Source organism: Temperatibacter marinus, assembly GCF_031598375.1.
GTDB classification, from domain to species: Bacteria; Pseudomonadota; Alphaproteobacteria; order Sphingomonadales; family Kordiimonadaceae; genus Temperatibacter; species Temperatibacter marinus.
The window spans coordinates 1,125,335-1,142,134 of the sequence record NZ_CP123872.1; the positions used below are offsets into that span (position 1 = coordinate 1,125,335).

The 16,800-nt window shown below is 43.1% G+C and carries 14 protein-coding genes and 2 tRNA genes; 8 read left to right on the plus strand and 8 right to left on the minus strand.

Going from position 1 to position 16,800, the window contains the following annotated elements:
* Positions 1 to 4 precede the first annotated feature (4 nt).
* From QGN29_RS05110 to QGN29_RS05120, 3 genes are read right to left on the minus strand one after another with little or no spacing between them, the layout of a single operon-like run.
* The gene (locus QGN29_RS05110) at positions 5 to 589 is read right to left on the minus strand and encodes a demethoxyubiquinone hydroxylase family protein (protein ID WP_310799609.1); all 585 of its coding nucleotides are present in this window, start codon (positions 587 to 589) and stop codon (positions 5 to 7) included.
* A complete protein-coding gene (locus QGN29_RS05115; protein WP_310799610.1) occupies positions 582 to 1,067 on the minus strand; it encodes a disulfide bond formation protein B in 486 nt (161 codons plus the stop codon). Before QGN29_RS05115 ends, QGN29_RS05110 begins: the two co-directional genes overlap by 8 nt.
* An 11-nt stretch (positions 1,068 to 1,078) precedes the next feature.
* On the minus strand, positions 1,079 to 1,657 hold the full coding sequence (locus tag QGN29_RS05120) for a YqaA family protein (protein WP_310799611.1): 579 nt from the start codon (positions 1,655 to 1,657) through the stop codon (positions 1,079 to 1,081).
* Between the two features lie 174 nt (positions 1,658 to 1,831).
* Here QGN29_RS05120 and QGN29_RS05125 point away from each other — a divergent pair.
* Together QGN29_RS05125 and QGN29_RS05130 are read left to right on the plus strand one after the other, a co-directional pair.
* Positions 1,832 to 1,916 (plus strand) — tRNA-Leu (locus QGN29_RS05125).
* A 121-nt stretch (positions 1,917 to 2,037) separates the two neighbouring features.
* Complete coding sequence (locus QGN29_RS05130; protein ID WP_310799612.1) at positions 2,038 to 2,394, plus strand: nuclear transport factor 2 family protein; 357 nt, start codon at positions 2,038 to 2,040, stop codon at positions 2,392 to 2,394.
* A gap of 58 nt (positions 2,395 to 2,452) precedes the next feature.
* On the opposite strand, the gene QGN29_RS05135 is transcribed toward QGN29_RS05130, so the two are convergent.
* The 3 genes from QGN29_RS05135 to QGN29_RS05145 all read right to left on the minus strand — a co-directional run bounded on the left by QGN29_RS05135 (position 2,453) and on the right by QGN29_RS05145 (position 7,476).
* Positions 2,453 to 5,224, minus strand: coding sequence for a hybrid sensor histidine kinase/response regulator (locus QGN29_RS05135; protein ID WP_310799613.1), 2,772 nt, complete (start codon positions 5,222 to 5,224; stop codon positions 2,453 to 2,455).
* Between the two features lie 36 nt (positions 5,225 to 5,260).
* Complete coding sequence (locus QGN29_RS05140; RefSeq protein ID WP_310799614.1) at positions 5,261 to 6,775, minus strand: bifunctional metallophosphatase/5'-nucleotidase; 1,515 nt, start codon at positions 6,773 to 6,775, stop codon at positions 5,261 to 5,263.
* Between the two features lie 137 nt (positions 6,776 to 6,912).
* A complete protein-coding gene (locus tag QGN29_RS05145) occupies positions 6,913 to 7,476 on the minus strand; it encodes a PAS domain-containing protein (RefSeq protein ID WP_310799615.1) in 564 nt (187 codons plus the stop codon).
* Between the two features lie 290 nt (positions 7,477 to 7,766).
* Here QGN29_RS05145 and QGN29_RS05150 point away from each other — a divergent pair, with 290 nt between their 5' ends.
* From QGN29_RS05150 to QGN29_RS05160, 3 genes are read left to right on the plus strand one after another with little or no spacing between them, the layout of a single operon-like run.
* Positions 7,767 to 8,306: a TetR/AcrR family transcriptional regulator gene (locus QGN29_RS05150; RefSeq protein ID WP_310799616.1), complete on the plus strand. Its 540-nt coding sequence runs from the start codon at positions 7,767 to 7,769 to the stop codon at positions 8,304 to 8,306.
* Between the two features lie 4 nt (positions 8,307 to 8,310).
* On the plus strand, positions 8,311 to 9,483 hold the full coding sequence (locus tag QGN29_RS05155; protein WP_310799617.1) for an efflux RND transporter periplasmic adaptor subunit: 1,173 nt from the start codon (positions 8,311 to 8,313) through the stop codon (positions 9,481 to 9,483).
* A 12-nt stretch (positions 9,484 to 9,495) separates the two neighbouring features.
* A complete protein-coding gene (locus QGN29_RS05160; protein WP_310799618.1) occupies positions 9,496 to 12,645 on the plus strand; it encodes an efflux RND transporter permease subunit in 3,150 nt (1,049 codons plus the stop codon).
* Positions 12,646 to 12,679: 34 nt separating this feature from the next.
* Here QGN29_RS05160 and QGN29_RS05165 read toward each other — a convergent pair whose 3' ends face one another.
* A complete protein-coding gene (locus QGN29_RS05165; RefSeq protein WP_310799619.1) occupies positions 12,680 to 13,285 on the minus strand; it encodes a YkgJ family cysteine cluster protein in 606 nt (201 codons plus the stop codon).
* Positions 13,286 to 13,389: 104 nt separating this feature from the next.
* On the opposite strand from QGN29_RS05165, the gene QGN29_RS05170 reads away from it, so the two are divergent.
* Both QGN29_RS05170 and QGN29_RS05175 read left to right on the plus strand, forming a co-directional pair.
* Positions 13,390 to 13,465, plus strand: a tRNA-Thr gene (locus QGN29_RS05170).
* Positions 13,466 to 13,602: 137 nt separating this feature from the next.
* A complete protein-coding gene (locus QGN29_RS05175) occupies positions 13,603 to 14,109 on the plus strand; it encodes a PAS domain-containing protein (RefSeq protein ID WP_310799620.1) in 507 nt (168 codons plus the stop codon).
* A 17-nt stretch (positions 14,110 to 14,126) separates the two neighbouring features.
* Here QGN29_RS05175 and QGN29_RS05180 read toward each other — a convergent pair whose 3' ends face one another.
* The gene (locus QGN29_RS05180) at positions 14,127 to 14,357 is read right to left on the minus strand and encodes a hypothetical protein (protein ID WP_310799621.1); all 231 of its coding nucleotides are present in this window, start codon (positions 14,355 to 14,357) and stop codon (positions 14,127 to 14,129) included.
* 292 nt (positions 14,358 to 14,649) lie between these two features.
* On the opposite strand from QGN29_RS05180, the gene QGN29_RS05185 reads away from it, so the two are divergent.
* Positions 14,650 to 16,797, plus strand: coding sequence for a nitrate- and nitrite sensing domain-containing protein (locus QGN29_RS05185; RefSeq protein ID WP_310799622.1), 2,148 nt, complete (start codon positions 14,650 to 14,652; stop codon positions 16,795 to 16,797).
* Positions 16,798 to 16,800 lie beyond the last annotated feature (3 nt).

Genomic DNA, 16,800 nt, shown 5'->3' on the forward strand with positions numbered 1-16,800 from the left:
GGGACTAGATTTTTTTTGCTGTCCAAATGGCCAATTTGCACCCCGCTTTAATGACACCCGAAAGAAGGCCGTAGCCTGGTGTATCTTCTGCGCCATGCTCGAGAGCGATTTCTCGGTGCTCAATTTCCTCTGCTTGAAATTGTTTGATTGTCTTTTCAAAAGCCGGTTCACTGCCCTCTAATTTTTGTAGCTGTTCTTCGTAATGTTCGTCGATAACTTCTTCCACTGCGGCCGTGCAAGCCATGGCTGCTTTCTCGCCCATTAGCGCTGTCCCAGCCCCTAAAGCAAATCCAGCGGCATGCCAAAAAGGGCTAAGAAGTGTCGGACGGACGCCTTCCTCGCTTAAAAGTTTATTGAAGGTAGCTAGGTGGACTTTTTCTTGCTCTTGCATATGGCGGATCATAGCTGATTTCGGGTGCTTATCGCCGAGCACAGCCAATTGCCCTTCATAAATTCTTACTGCGCCAAATTCCCCTGCGTGATCAACGCGCATCATACGGTGAAAATCGTCCTTTGTAGCACGATTCCCTGGTAAAGGGTTCGAGGGTTGCTGTTTTTCTGAAACAGGGGGATGAGTTTTTTCAGTCATGCCGGTGTCTCCTAAGAAAAGAGTGGCCACAAAAGACAGTGAGAGATAAAGCAATCAAGAAATTATAGCCTGCCATTGAGATTCCTAAAAGAGAAAATTGAATCTCATCGCACCGAATAAGGGGTGCATTTTGGATGGATTCTAGGGTTATTTGCCCAGCAGATCCAGCACAGGTCGTGATGCCTTCCCACCACTTTTCTTCAACACCTACATGAAAAAATGCAAGGCTAGTGTTGACCATAAAGATCAGCATTAAGAGAAGGAGGAGGCTCTTATGCTGTGTTTTACCTGTACTTGCAAAAGCAAGGAATAGGCTCCCTGCAACCATATAGGGATAGCGTTGCCACCAGCACATTTCACAGGGGTGATATCCAAAGCCATATTCGCTGATGAAAGCGGCAAGTAACGTCAGCAGGCCCGCTCCTGTCGCCGCGAGGGCAGGCTGATCTGTTAGGAATGTTACTAGTGTCTTTTTCATAATCATTATCTCTAGATATATTTAATACCTATAATACCGCCCACAAGAACAACGACAAATAGGGTGAACATTAACACAAGTCTTTTTTCTACAAATTCTCTAATAGGCTCTCCGAAATACCATAGGAGGATGGCTTCAATATAAAATCGGGGGAGCCGTGCAGGAATAAGGCTGAGCAGGAAAATCAAGGGATTCATCCCAATGACACCACAAGAGATGGCGACAACTTTAAAAGGAATGGGTGTTAACCCGCCGGCAAGAACGATCAATATGCCATATTCTTCAAACAAAGTTGAAAACCGTTTAAATTCTTCTTCATAGTGATAGGCTTCAATCAGCGGCTGAGCAACAGCTTCATAAAAATACGCCCCTAGGATATAGCCAATGATAGCGCCAATTATACTTGTGATGGTAACGATAGCTGCTAGACGCCATGTTTTGCTGCGATCCGCAATAATCATGGGCATGAGCATGATGTCAGGCGGGATAGGGAGGAAAATACTATCAGCAAATGACACAGCAGCTAACCAGCGCTCGGCATATTTGCTGGCTGCTTTTTCTAGAAAAAAGTCATAGAGTTTTCTGATCATCACAAGAGCCCTTTTTTATTCTTCTAGGATGTGGCTGCTCCGTTGGCAAGTGGAAAGCCAACTGTTGTGCGAGAAACCCTCAGGAGACATAAGATATTCTCTTGACGCGGCAAACTTTCTGGCTATAGTGCGCTCACCAATTCGCACGGAAGACCTTTTCTGTGATTCATGTGTGCCGCTGTGGCGGAATTGGTAGACGCGTCGGATTCAAAATCCGATGTCTTCGGACGTGCCGGTTCGATTCCGGCCAGCGGTACCATTAAAAAGCCCCCTGTTATTTCAGGCGGGCTTTTTTATTTGCTGCCACAATGACTCTGTTATGAGCATGAGAAGTGGTCTATAGTGATCTTAGTGTAGAATTATAACTGGGCGATTTAGTCATGGAACCGAAAGAAGTCCTGTGCCTCTGGGTTGAGGCTTTCAACGAAGGCGATGTTGATAAATTAGCGGCACTTTATGCGAAAGATGCAATAAACCATCAAGTCGCGCAGGAACCGATAACGGGAAAACATGCGATAAGAGATGCTTTTACTGCAGAGTTTGAAAATGCAGAGATGGTTTGCATTGTTGAGAATATTTTTCAGGAAGGCGAATGGGCGATTATGGAATGGAAAGATCCTAAAGGATTCAGAGGCTGTGGGTTTTTTCATATTGTAAAGGGGCTAATTGTTTTTCAGCGAGGTTACTGGGACAAATTAAGCTTCCTCAAAGCCAATAATTTACCAATCCCCCAATGAGGAACAAATCCCCAAATGGTTTAGATATTTTTCAGAGAGTGAATAGAACCACGGTGACTTAAGAAAAAGGTTCGTCTTTTTCGCTTTTTAATAATGGTTTTGCTTCGGGCATATATTTTCTAAGTTCTGCCACCAGATCTTCATAGATAATAGGTTTGGTTAAAAATCCATCAACGCCGGCCTCCCGACACATCTCTTCAGAATCCACTTGAGCATCCGCAGTGAGCATCACGATTGGCAATGAATTAACCTCGGGTTCTTCTCGTGCTTTTAAGGACTTGGTTAACATGAGTCCATCCATCTTAGGCATATGAAAATCAGTGAGAAGGATGCTGTAATAGGTGTTATGAAGCTGGGCTATGGCTTCCTCACCGTTATCGACCATGTCGAAATGTAGCCCAATATTTTCAAAGATTTTTGCGATAATTTTCTGGTTCATCACATTGTCTTCAGCAATCAATACAATTTCACCGCGTTCTTCTGCAGCGTCTCTTGTATAGATGTCTGATTCTTGGTGATCTGCTTTTTCTTTATCTTTGACGGGATCAAAATTGTCCAAGATTGTATCGTGCAGTTCTTTGATATTAAGGGGCTTTGCGATAGCCCCATGCAGCCACTGGCCTTCAGCTTGGTCAAGATACTCAAAGTGCGCGCGCGGGCACAAGACCATAGATATACAAGCGTTAGCATCACTGAATTCTTTGAGATTTGCCTGACGATCATCATCCAGACAAGGTTTGTCAATCAGCAGATGGACGGTGTCTGACCGTATTTTCTTTATTGAACAATCCCATTCCGCAGGCTTCCTAGGATCCAAGATCACGATATCCTCTGCAAATGGCATCAACTCTTTAGAGAGAAGGTCCGTTGTGCGAGAATTATAGGACACAAGAATAAAATCGCCGAGTTTAGCTATCGTCTCTGGAATGGGGTCAGCTTTCTGTGTCGGGCCGTCAACAGGCAACGTAAAGAAGAATTGAGAGCCAGTGCCAAGAGTACTGTTGTGGGTGATTGTTCCGTCCATCATTTCTGCAAGGCGTTTGCTAATACTCAGGCCTAGACCTGACCCGCCAAATTTTCTCACGGTCGAACTGTCTGCCTGTTCAAAGGCCTGAAAGAGGCGATTGGATGCTTCTTGGCTGATGCCAATCCCCGTATCGGTGACTGTAAAAAGTAATGTTGGATTTTGAGCCTCTTTCGCCCAAGTAACAGTAATGTCTACCTGTCCCTGCTCTGTGAATTTTACAGCATTAGAGGTCAAATTCAAAAGCACCTGTCTAATGCGTGTGGAATCGCCAATAAGCGTATCAGGAATAGATTCATCAAGTTTATAATATAGCTCTAAATTCTTTGCATAGGCATCGGCACCGCAGAGAGCAGCGACACCTGAGACAAGATCATTCAGGTTATAGTCTGCTTTTTCTATTTCTAATTTACCCGCTTCAATACGTGAGAAATCAAGGACATCGTTAATGATCGTTAAGAGAGAGTTTGCCGATTGATGGACGATGGTTGCCAGTTCACGTTGCTTTGAATTTAAGGGTGTTTTTTTCAACATTTCAGTCATGGTTATCACCCCATTCATGGGGGTGCGGATTTCATGACTCATTGTTGCTAAGAATTCTGATTTACTTTGTGCCGCACTTTCCGCACGGACTTTGGCTCTGATGAGGGCCTCTTGTTGTGTTTCAATTTCTTCAATAAAATTATGAATAGAGTGGGAAATATCGGAAATTTCATCAATTCCGGATACAGTAATTTTTTGGTCGTCGCCTTGGCTATAAGATTTGACTTCATCATTCAGTCGATTCAATCTTAAAACAACGGTTTTATGCAGGTAAATGCCCAGTAAAATGGTTGTGATGAGCAATCCAAGACCAGCAAGCAGTGTGTAATTGATCTGATAGAGAACCCCTTCTTTAACTGCAAGCGCATCAGTGATGACTTGTTCTGTCGCGCGCTCAAATATTTCTGCAGAGAGTTTGGTAATTTCTTCATTTAAGGTGAGGACTTGATTTTCTACCCCGCGCACCCGAACTGTTATTCTTAGGCCTTTTATGAGAGTGTCGACATAGCCGTCTTTTTGAAAGAATAGGCTTTTTATCTTTTCTTCTTCGAGGGCTAAGGCTTCACTTATTTGTTGATCAAGAGGGCCTCGAAGGATTTTAGCTCTTCTAAACTCTGCCTTTAATTGACGCTCAAGTAAGCGGGCTTCTCTTAATTTTGTGAGTGACTTATTCTCAATCGCCATTGTAATGATCGCCGATAGTTGGCCGCGCCATTTGAGAACGCTGAGATCCTCTGCCATGGTGATATCGATCATTTCTACAAAGTCTGAGTTATTAAATGCGATAAGCTGACTAGTAATATCTGTCGTTCTGTTGGTTAACCGTATGCGTTCCATTATATGGGAATCTAGTCGTGAAACTGATTGGTTAATGGTGGCGAGTACATTGGTAAAAGTCTCAAAATCAGGTGTGTTTCTTAAGTCGGGGTGTAGGGCTTCAATTCGGTCTAATTCAGTTTGAATTTCTTTCATGATGAGACGCCTTTTCACCTGTGTGTCCACCTGTGAAAATTGTCGCACTTTTCCCGCTAGAGCAGTGGTTTCCACTGCAAGTTTTGCACTATTTTCTGCAGTGGGTAGGGTTGTTCTCGTGAGGGTTTCTATAGAGTTTTGAAAGGATGATAGATAGACTAACCCAAAAATATTAATAATCACGGCTGCGGCAAACCATGTCATTAAACCAAGGGTGAATTTCCCCGCAACACTGGTAAAAATGCGCGCAGACCCCCATGATTTACTGTCAATTTTGCCTCTCTTACTCAATCTATTGTCTCCAGCCTATCCCCATTGCTTACCCGTTTATTCATCAACATAAATTAGTCTACCCTCAACTTTAGGTGCGATTGTTTGACGTAGGGAAATATATTTTGAAAAAATTTCCCGTGTTAATTGACCTGATCCTGGACTTTTTAAGCGCGAGCCGGATTTAAACATTGAATAGCCGTCTCCGCCCTTCGCAAGAAACTCTGTGGTCGCCAAACTATAGGATGCTGAAAGATCCACAGCCTGTCCCTTAATTTTTAAGGATATAATTTTTTTTGTTTCAAGGGAATATTCGATATTCATATTGGAGATTTGTGGGAAACAACCATCATAATCAAACCGGCACGCAATACCAAATTCCAGAGCATCCCATAGCTGTTGTCCAGTAACAGATAGTTTAGCGATTGAATTTCTGAAGGGCAGTTCTTCCTGCAGATCATTTCGTGTTAGAAAACTGTTGGCGGTATATATTTTATTGCCTCTAATGCTGCCGCCATTAATTAAAGCGACATCTGCATCCACAGCATCTCTCATGCTGTCAGCGAGAATATTTGAGAAAGAATTTTCTTGGCTGCGTACAAGATTTCTAAGAGTAGACAGCCTTACAGAAGTTTGACCGAGTTGGACTTCTAAAAGATTTTTAAGCGGTGCGACATGTTCTTCAATAAGCGAGACAATAGAAGCCTGAGGTGTGTAGTCGAATAAATTTGGATTTGAGACGCTTAAATTAGTTATTTTATATGTGGCGGCTTCCTTTTTTAAAGTGATTTTAATATCGCTCAGGTTGGAATCCGATCCCCATTCTTTTAGATAATAAAGGGTCCCTTTTTTTGTGACATCCCCCGTTTTTCTACTGGATTGTAGAATAACGTTAAAGACAGTAGGATCAAGCAACTCAGGGCTTGAGGATAAGTCATAATCGGCAACGAGAATAATAATATCTGCTCCCTGACTTTTAAGGACTTCTGCCTGATTTTTTGCGGCGCTAAGGGCAGGCAACACTCCCGTTCTCTCTGTTGCATATTCTGAGACAAGTTGCGGAGAAGTAAGGACTACGATGCCAATTTGAACATTGGCCACATCAAATAGCTCTGATGGGGAGATGGTCTCAAAAGCTTGATCAGTTCTTAAGTCAAAAGTATTTGATGAGACGAAAGGGAAAAGCGCTTCCCCAGCTCGGGCAATCAAAACATCTTCTCCGTAAGCAAATTCTCTTTTTGCAATAGATAAGGCATCTGGCTCTATGGAATTTAAAATATCGATCATATGAGCTCCGCGGTCCAAGGAAGATAGAACTGCAGGGGAAAGAGAATCGCCTCCATGGATGACCAGATGGTTGTCCGTTTGTTCGCGTACCGTATTAATATAGGCCGCAACCCTGGCTAGCCCCGGTCTCTCTTTGCTCGCCTCAACTTCAGGCATATTGGAAAAGAAGATTATCCTTATTTCTGCAGTGGTGTCTTGCAAGGATACGGCCCTCGAAGAAAGCAGGAGGGCTGCAAAAAGAGAAAGCACCATGAATACAAAGGATTTTTGCTTTAGAATCGCCATAACAAAATACACTTTTAAAATAGAAGGAACGCGAAGAGAAGACTATCTTATTTTGAAGGTAAATTACTATAGCAAAAAGAAGGAACAAAGACCTGAGTGTGGAAAACACCCGAAAACATTGCAAAAAGGGGACAAAATTATAGGGGTTTAGGTGCGCCAAAACCGACATCAAAATACTGATAGTCCAGTAATTCAATGTCCCCCACATAGGTCTCTGTATCAGTTAAGGCTGTTGTGAAGTCCTTGGATTCTACCACAATAAGCGCAGCATTAAGCTGAAGTGATGTGTCCCTTTTTGATTGAAGAGGAAAGGCTAAGGATTTCATACTGAGTTTGATTTTATCTTTTTGAATAAGATTATACTGTGCAAAACCACCACATTTTTGAGTGATGACCGTTTTATGAAAAAGCTTTACGCCAGTATACGAATTACTGTTTAAGATATCAAGATGCGGGGTCTGTGTGATGTCTTTATTCATGGCTTCATCGATCGAAGCCCCACTCAAACGAATAGTCAGGCTGTCCTTAGGGTCTAACTCTAAAATCAGAATATTGTGTACCAAGGCGCGCAGGCTTCTTGGGCTAAGTTGGTGCTTGTAAGGGATGTCGCCTTCATTTTCTTCCTTCAAGGATAACCATGTCTGTGCATACTCTTCTAGAAGAGGGTTGTTTAAGTTTGGCAATAAACGCGATAGTGACATTTTGTTTCTACTTTTATGAATATTCAGGCGGGTGCCTGAGCGCAGCCTTCTTGACGTATTTTTAATGAAAAAGCAATTCTTTAGCGCCTCACACGATTGAAGCATGTTTATTTTCCCTAGGTAATAAGAAAGAGGATAATACAAAGTTGACATTTTATGCACTTAATGTAAATTCCGTCAAACGAATCGATCTATGAGTAGGATGAGGCTATTTTCTGCTTTTTGGATCTAAATTTCCTGCTCCCTTTAATCTGATTTGAAGGGCGAGTTAAGATTGAGAGTGTATCCCAATGAATGATAAGAGAATGGAAGCAGCCCTTGATGTGTTTCTACAATATGGATTCAAGAAGACATCCATGGAAGATATAGCCCGAGGCATGGGAATATCTCGACAGGCCGTCTATAAAAATTATAAATCGAAGCAGGATGTTCTTATCAATGTGATCATTTATTTTTCAGAGAAATCCATCGCAGAAAGTTTCGCCATTCTTCAACAACAAGAAGAATGCCTCTATGAGCGTCTCTTGAAAATGTATTGGCTAGTGGGTGGGCAATTTATTGAGCGCTTACGAAGCAGCCCTCACAGCCATGAAGTGATGTTCCAGGTGGAAGAAAACCACGATAAAGTAAATTATCATGATCATTTTGAAAATATGCTGAAAACGGTGCTAACCGCCAGCAACTTTAAGCCTGTGCGAGGCGCCCTTGATGATGTTGTGGCGACGATCCGTATTACAATGGACGGCTTGATTCACGGGGCAAAAAACGAAGAAGAATTTATGGAAGGTGCAAAACATATCCTGAATGCACTCATTCCAAGTGAAAGGTAATGTTATGCACTTAAAAACAAAAATTGAGGCGTTGAAGGTCCCCCTAATCAGTGCTGGAATAATGCTGGGAGGGTTCTTATATTTTTCCAGCCAATCCGAGACAGTAGAAGCAACGGGAGAATCGACAAATGTTGTTCAAAAAGGAGAGTTGGTTGCTGCTTATAGGCCGACACATCCTCTTCATGAATATCGCATCCGTGCAACCGGTCGTTTACAGGCCCAGAACACGCTTTCCGTTGTTGGCGAAGTCACAGGGAAAGTCACTTATGTCAGCCCGGAACTAAGAGCGGGAAAACGATTTAAAGAAGGGGACCTCCTTTTTACAATCAATGACGCTATTTATAAAAGCGACTTGCTTCAGGCTGAAGCAGCTCTCGCCTCAGCACATGTGCAATTGAAACAAGCGGCAGCCGATTTTAATCGTGCAAAAGAGTTGAGGACTCGCGGGAATACCTCGGCCTCCTTTTATGATACAGCTGAAACTCAATGGCTTGTTGCTCAAGCATCCGTTAAGCAAGCAGAAGCTCAGAAGACCAGGGCGAAGGAACTTCTAAGCCGTACGCGTATTTCCGCACCGTTTGAAGCAATCGTGGTTAACGAAAGCTTATCACTTGGCAGCTATGTAACACCTGGTCAACAACTGGCAGAGTTAATGGATGCAAGCCAAGCGGAAATTTCCATCAGTCTTCAAAAGAAACAAATGGCTCAAGTTGCTGCCACATATGAACATGGCGGTGAGCAACCATTGAAAGTGACAGCTTTTCCCAGCGATGGATCAGTGGGTAGTAAATCCATTGATGGTGTTATAAATCGGATTGAATCCAGAGTTGATCCCCTGTCTCGGACAGCCACAATCATCGCAGAATTTAAAGAGGTATTCAGTGAGCAGAACACGGGTCTTCTCTTTGCAGATGATTTTATGGCAATCGCCATCAATATTTATAGCGAGCAGCCTGTTTGGAAAGTGCCAGCCGGTGTGGTTCGAGATAATGGCTATGTTTGGATCATAGATGAGGGGCTAAAGATGAGAAAACTGTCTGTTGAGGTAGTGAGCGTAGAGAAGGGTCAGGCACTGATCAAAGCCCCTCGTTTGTTAACTGGTGTTAAAGTGATGAAAACGATGTTGCCCAATGAGATTGAAGGCAAACGTGTCCGTCTCTATGAAGATAGGTCTTAGGAAGGACTTCCCATGAAAAGCATGATTGAGTTTTTCCTCAGAAATCGAGTGGCGGCTAATTTGTTGGCCTTTATGATTTTGATTACAGGGTTTATGTCTATTCAGGTTTTAGACGTGCGTTTATTCCCGCCTATCAATTTGAACATGATTTCAATCACAGTGCCTTACCCCGGTGCAACACCTCAGGAGGTGGAAACGTCTATTGTAAAGCCCATTGAAGAGCAGATTGACGGATTAGAGGGTGTTGACAAAGTGACGTCACTGGCGGCTGCAGGGGTTGCTAATATTCTTGTGAAGCTTGAAGATAATGTATCTTTATCAAAGTTAAAGGATGACATTCAATCCCAAGTTGACACCATAACTGTCTTTCCGCGCCGATCAGAACGACCCGTTATTAAAATTATGGAGCAAGAAGAGCTTGTGTCACGGATTATTCTATACGGTCAGGCGGATGCCAAAACACTGAAGAAAACAGCGGATCGAATTAGAAGCGATTTGACAGATTTGCCAAATGTTTCCCGGGCCAACATCCGGGGAGTGGCAGCCTATCTTGTTGATGTCACAGTGCCATTAGAAACATTGCAAGCTATGGGCATGTCGCTGGAAGATATAGCTGAGGCCATAACAAAGCAAAGTATGGATTTGTCAGGCGGTCTCATCGAAGGCGCTGAGCAAAAATTGTTAATCCGAGCGACAGGTGAACGCCGTACAGAAGAAGGTTTTCGAGATATTGTTGTCGGAACATCGGTGAACGGTGCTCCTGTATACTTGAAGGATATTGCTACCATCAAAGACACCATCACAGAAGATCCGGTGATCGCAAGTTTTAAAAACCAACCGGCTTCATTTGTCACAGTATTCCGAGTGGGGGATGAGCAAGTTCTAGATTTAGCTGAAGACGTCCGTGGCTATTTTAACGGGGACCTGCAAGATCGCTTACCAGAAGGAATTCAAGCAGAATTATGGCGAGACGAGTCGACCATGCTTGAAAACCGTCTTTCACTTTTGAGTGAAAACGCCTTGATCGGCCTTTTCCTGGTGGGTATATTATTGATGGCCTTTTTGGATATTCGCATCGCCCTTTGGGTCGCTTTTGGTGTGGCTGTTTCTTTCATCGGTAGCTTTGTATTAATGGCTGTCACAGACGTATCCATTGATCAGATGTCGGCCTTTGCATTTATCTTGGCAATTGGAATCGTTGTTGATGATGCCATTGTTGTGGGTGAAAATATTCATACTCAAAGAAAGCATTCGACTCTGAGTGGCCTTGAAGCGGCACGCGTAGGAGTGACCTCTATATCAACGCCGGTTATTTTTTCTGTCATAACAACCATTGTCGCTTTTGTCCCCTTGATGAATTTACCGGGAACCATGGGTGACTTTCTAGGGCCTTTAGCGGCAGTTGTCATCAGCGTCTTAATCTTTTCCCTCGTTGAAAGTCTTTTGATGCTGCCACGGCACCTCTCGCATTTGCAAGAAGAGAGAAAAACCAAGTTTCAGTTGAAAGTGGCAGACCCTTTCCGAGATTATTTTGCTTTTCATCTTAACCGCTTTATTCATGGGCCACTCAAGCGAGTCCTGACCTTTGTAATTGGACATCCTGGGTCAGTTTTGATGACTTCTTTTGGCTTTTTTATGTTGAGTTTATCCCTTATTTCTAGTGGGACGGTGAAATCTGTCTTCTTTCCTCAAGTGGAAGGGGATTATATTAATGCCCAGGTGGAATTTTCTGAGGCGACTTCACAACAACAAACTGTCTATTATACGAAAAAAATTGCTGAAGCGGCAGAAGCCACGGCCCGCGAATTTGAAAAGCGGGAGGCAGGTCCTCTCGAAGGGATTTTTTGGATTTTGGGCAGCTCGCCCGCAGCTGATATGTCAATGCCAACAACGCAAGGAGGGGCCGCGTCTAACAAAGCCTTTCTTGTGGCCCGGTTGAAAGGAGCCTCTGCGCGGAATTTTACAGCCGATGAATTTGGTAAAGAATGGGAAAAAAGAGTTGGTGAAATTCCTGGGGCTCAGAAATTACGGTTTAGTGCTGATTTGATCACTCAAGCGGATCCTGTCTATTTCGAAGTGAGCACGCAATATGCCGTGGATAGTCATAAAGCCGTCGCCGCAATCCGTGCGGCAATGGAGCGCATGCCAGGTGTGATTAACATTAAAGACGATCGTTTTAATGTGACATCAGAGGTGCAGATTTCATTAAAACCGCTTGCCCGTGATTACGGGCTAACACAAGAAGGATTAGCTAATCAAATCCGGGCGTCTTTCTTTGGGGCAGAAGCAACACGTATTCAGCGTGACCGCGAAGAAATTCAAGTCAGAGTGCGATTGCCGAAAGAGGAGCGTCTTTCAGTGGAGGCTCTTAAGACTTTACGACTTAAAGTCGGAGAGGGTTTCATTCCACTTGAGAATTTGGCTAATGTTTCTATTGTTCCTGCCGCAGCAAATATCAACCGTATTGATGGACGGCGCATTAATGTGATTTCTTCAGAGATTGACCGGCAATTAACCACAGCAGGTCAAGTGACAAATTATGTGATCAATAGCCTTCAAACTGATTTGGCAGCTGACTTCCAAGGGCTGAAAATCACCCTTTCTGGTGAACAAGAAGAGCAGGCGCAAACGGCGCCGGTCATTGGAATGAACTATTTGATTGCTTTGATGGTCATTTATACAATTTTAGCACTTGGATTTAAATCTTACACTCAGCCCCTTATTGTCATGGTGGCCATACCTTTTGGTTTTATGGGGGCGCTGGTTGGTCATGGGATGATGGGGTTAGAGATGACTTTGTTGAGTATTTTTGGGATCATCGGACTTTCTGGAGTGATTGTGAATAATTCTCTGATGGTGATCTCTGTAACCAACGAGAAATTGGATGCTGGCATGGCTTATCAGCAAGCCATATTAGAGGGCGCAATGCAGCGGTTTCGACCAATATTATTGACAACGCTAACCACTTTCTTGGGGGTAACGCCGATTATTCTTGAAACCAGTATTCAAGCACAATTTCTTGTTCCAACAGCCGTATCGCTTGGTTTTGGGATTGTAATTGGAACCAGTTTTCTTGTTTTTGTCACACCGGCAATGACGGTTATTCATTATAGAATGTTCGGCCGTGAACCAGATCCGGAAGCGACGGCCTCGGCAACATAATTTCTAGAAAGGGAGCCTCACTGTAGGCTCTCTTTTATAAAAAAGGTTTTAAATCATCCATTAGGTCATGAGGATGAATATCTTCAGAAATCAGGGTGAGGATACTCTTTGCCTTTTCAAGAAAGCTCTTTTCTGCCGCTGTGAAAGCACGGACCTTATGGACTTTTTTGAGTGTGTAGAGGCGGTCATAAATGAGGTCACGCGCTGTTTCCGGTCGTTCACCTTCCTTGATCCAATTATAGTGCAATTCATCGGGGCTAGCCTCTTCTGGCTGTTCTTCGAAAATATCTTCTAGGGTTTCAAAAAACCAGGCGGCCTCTTCTTTCACTTTAAAGACGGTCTGCAGGGCGTCTTCTGGGGAAATCTCCCCTTCTTTTATGCCGTTGATGAGATAACAATTATACACTTTACAGCCCTGAGGTCGATCTTGGTATATGGTGCAACATCCTTCTTTCAGCTTAGGGCAGGGTTGCTCAAATTGTCGCTCCCCTTCTTGGTTGATTTCCGTTTTGAACCCAAGAGATTGAAGGGTGTTTTCTTCTTTCTCAGTGATTTCAACATAGCTAAACAAAGATCCATTACAGCAAAGGCTGCAACTGGTGCAGACATCGCTAATTGTGAGGGGAGCTGGCTGGGTCATGGCATTTTCATCTTATTGTGCTTTTTCACATGCAGATGCATACGATAATTTATCCCTTGATCAAAGAAAAATTGCAGCTTACAAAAGTCTAACGCTTTAAAAGCGCCGCTGTAGCTCAGTTGGTAGAGCACGTCATTCGTAATGATGGGGTCGCAGGTTCAAGTCCTGTCAGCGGCACCAGTCTTTGAAGATTTATTAGTTTTATTGCAGAAAGCTCACCCCAAATCCAAAATACTCTATTTTGGTTTTCTTTTGCCTTTGCCTCAGTTTATATTAGATAGAACCATAAGAAGGCAGAGACAATCGTGGGGCGTGATGTGGTAAAAGACTCCAAAAAGTATAAAGCTCTTATCGGGCGGCTTGAAACTTGTTTTGGAGCGCCAAAAGTGCTGGCTGTAGAGACAGCAGATTCTGCCATCCAAAAGCTTTATGCTTACTACACCACTCTTAAAGAAAGAGGGGTAAATCCTCAGCGTTCTGATTTCTCTTTGCTCAAATTAAAAGCAGCTTCGGCAAATTTTTTTGTTTTAGACGTTATTTCTGACCTGCCAGAATTTAAGGTGGCTTATATGGGGTCCACACTCGACGATATGTATGGCTATTTGACCAATCAATCCTATAAAGATGTGGTGCCAGAAGAAATTTATGAACGGACAACAGTTTTCTTTGAAATTATTGCTTTTACAGAGGAACCTCTCATCATTGCAACGAACAATCTTTCTGAAAGGAAAGAGTATATTTCTAGCCAAACTCTTATCATTCCTTTGTTTGACGAGGCAGGCCAGCTTACGAAAGCCATTGGTTTGGTTGTGCGTCATGGGTAAAGAAGTTTTTCATTCTCTTATTTATGACGATAAGTGGCGCCGGCGTTTTTTTTCCCGCAGGCCTTGCACCGAAAGCGTGTAGCAATCTCACTGACACGGTCGTATTTGCTGATTTTTGGATGGGCTTTTATATCGGAGGGCGTGAATCTGAGGGCCCGGCCACAGGTATAGCATTTGACGTCGATCCAGAAGGACCAGTCATCCATATCCAAAAGTTGTATTTCTTTTTGTTCATTGTTTTGCGACATGATCCTTTCATAGCTGATTCTCAAAAAGAACAAAAGTAGAACATTTGTATATTTAGAAAACCCATCAAATAGGCAATCTTCAATTAAAATTATCGATTAATTAAGTTACCTATATAAAACAGGGGGTTATGTAAAATATGTTACATAGCCTGATCTAATCAAGCCTGTGGAGACTATAATAAATAGGGGGATTATCGTTTTAGAAATATATTCTAAAACGAAGTACAATTTATTTTGATCGTGTATCAATTTAAACTAAAGTTTTATTGGGTCGTGATAAGGGAAGATGTTTATGGAAAAGATGCTAAATCACCTAAGTTTAAGACAGCGCATGGTCCTGCTTATTCTTATACCACTTTTGTTGCTTTTCTATTTCATGGCTGTAGAAGCTCGATTGGCTCTTGAAAAATCAGAGTCTTCACAAACGATTGTGAATTTAACAGATTTTGCCCCGGCAATTTCCGGCTTGGTCCATGAATTACAAAAAGAACGTGGTCGATCCGCCGGGTTTATTGCGTCAAAAGGGAGTATAAATCTGAAGAATATCTTAGATGGCCAGCGTCGTGAAACAGATAAAGCCTATAAGAAATTTTTCGAGGAGAAGGATGTTTTCACCTCTGTTATTTTTGATGAAGGGCTTGTAGGGGCTTTAAATAAAGCCGTCACAGATGTCCGTCAGCTGCAGTCTAAACGGCGCAATGTGGATGATTTAAGTTACTCTGTCCCTCAAATGGCCGGCTATTATACGCCAGCAATCCGGAAGCTTCTGCTGATTATTGAAGACATGGCGATTTTTAGCCAAGATAACAATATCACGAAAAAAATCATTGGTTATTCAGGACTTTTGCAAGCAAAAGAGCGTATGGGTGTTGAACGTGCTATGGGTAATGCTGGTTTTGCGACAGGGAAATTCCCCCCTAATGTCTATAATAATTTTGTTGGATTGATCGGACAGCAAGCGGCTTTCTTAGATATTTTTGAGCTTTATTCTGATCAAACCTTAGTATCGAATTACAGAAATACGGTGAAAGGTGCCTCTGTCGATAATGTAGAGGAAATGCGTCAGCACGTCCGGGAAACACTAGGTTCTGTTGAAGAAGGCCGCTATTCAAGCACTTTCTGGTTTGCTCAGATCACTGATAAGATCAATTTGGTAAAGCGGGTTGAAGACCGCGTCAACAATGCCATTCTTAATTTAGCGCATGAAAGCTATGAAGAGGCAAATAGAAGCTTAACAGTCTTAACAACCTCTCTTGTGCTTTTGGCAATTGTGCTGTCAGTTCTTTTGTATGTTGTCTTCAACAGCTTCTACAAACCATTGATGAGTTTGCTGGATACGATGGGTCATCTCACCAAAGGCGATATTAGCCTTAAAGTCCCTTATACAGACTATGGGACTGAACTTGGTCTTGTTGCGACTTCATTGGATGCGTTTAAGCGCTCGAATGAAGAGCGCTTGCTCTTAGAAGAAAAAGCAAGAGACGCTCAGGAAAAGGCTCTGGTAGAAGAGCAAGAACGAGAGCGTGTAAAATTAGAACTGGCGAAACAACGTGAAGAAGAAAAGCGTGACTTAGAGCTGAAAGCGACTGAGTCTCAGATAAGGGCACGTCGTAAAGTGGCAGATAGTTTTGAATCGGCGGTTATGTCTATTATTACTGATTTAACGTTGAAAGCAGATCTGCTCAAGCAATCAGCCTTATTAGTGAAGACATCTGCAGATGATACAGCTAACCAGTCAGAGCAATGTACACAAAGTTCGCAAGAAGCCGGGCAAAGTGTTCAGACAGTTGCCGCTGCTACGGAAGAATTAAGTGCGTCAATCCATAGCATTACAGGCCGTATCAATGAAGCGTCCGGCATGAGTGCCACTGCGAATGAAGAGGCGGCTCATGTTGTTGCAAAAGTCAATGAACTGGGTATTGTCGCGGATAAAGTGGGTGATGTTGTGCAATTGATTAATGATATTGCTGAGCAGACTAATCTTTTGGCACTGAATGCGACCATTGAGGCGGCAAGGGCTGGGGAAGCAGGAAAAGGCTTTGCCGTTGTGGCGAGTGAGGTTAAGAACCTTGCGGCTCAGACGGCTAATGCGACCAGTGAAATTGAAACGCAAATGCAGCAAATTCAAAGTATGACGAAAGAGTCGATTGGTGCAGTACAGAGCGTGACAGAACGGATAAGCGAAATTAATAATGTTTCTGTAGAAATTGAGCATGCTATTAACGAGCAGTCGGATGCAACCACAGAGATTGGACATGCGACTGCCGTCGCGGCGCAAATGACAGAACAAACATCAGATAGTATTGATGCTGTTGGTTTGGCAGCGAAGTCAAACGCCTTAACCATGCATTCCGTGGAAGATGCGGCCAATGAAGTCTTACAATTGACTGTTATTCTCGAAGATCAAACGAAAAATGCAGTGAGTGAAATGAGGGCTTAACTA

Coding starts and splice junctions, on each gene's coding strand:
- QGN29_RS05110 (WP_310799609.1), bottom strand. CDS start 589: ATGACTGAAAAAACTCATCCCCCTGTTTCAGAAAAACAGCAACCCTCG.
- QGN29_RS05115 (WP_310799610.1), bottom strand. CDS start 1,067: ATGAAAAAGACACTAGTAACATTCCTAACAGATCAGCCTGCCCTCGCG.
- QGN29_RS05120 (WP_310799611.1), bottom strand. CDS start 1,657: ATGATCAGAAAACTCTATGACTTTTTTCTAGAAAAAGCAGCCAGCAAA.
- QGN29_RS05130 (WP_310799612.1), top strand. CDS start 2,038: ATGGAACCGAAAGAAGTCCTGTGCCTCTGGGTTGAGGCTTTCAACGAA.
- QGN29_RS05140 (WP_310799614.1), bottom strand. CDS start 6,775: ATGGCGATTCTAAAGCAAAAATCCTTTGTATTCATGGTGCTTTCTCTT.
- QGN29_RS05145 (WP_310799615.1), bottom strand. CDS start 7,476: ATGTCACTATCGCGTTTATTGCCAAACTTAAACAACCCTCTTCTAGAA.
- QGN29_RS05150 (WP_310799616.1), top strand. CDS start 7,767: ATGAATGATAAGAGAATGGAAGCAGCCCTTGATGTGTTTCTACAATAT.
- QGN29_RS05155 (WP_310799617.1), top strand. CDS start 8,311: ATGCACTTAAAAACAAAAATTGAGGCGTTGAAGGTCCCCCTAATCAGT.
- QGN29_RS05160 (WP_310799618.1), top strand. CDS start 9,496: ATGAAAAGCATGATTGAGTTTTTCCTCAGAAATCGAGTGGCGGCTAAT.
- QGN29_RS05165 (WP_310799619.1), bottom strand. CDS start 13,285: ATGACCCAGCCAGCTCCCCTCACAATTAGCGATGTCTGCACCAGTTGC.
- QGN29_RS05180 (WP_310799621.1), bottom strand. CDS start 14,357: ATGTCGCAAAACAATGAACAAAAAGAAATACAACTTTTGGATATGGAT.
- QGN29_RS05185 (WP_310799622.1), top strand. CDS start 14,650: ATGGAAAAGATGCTAAATCACCTAAGTTTAAGACAGCGCATGGTCCTG.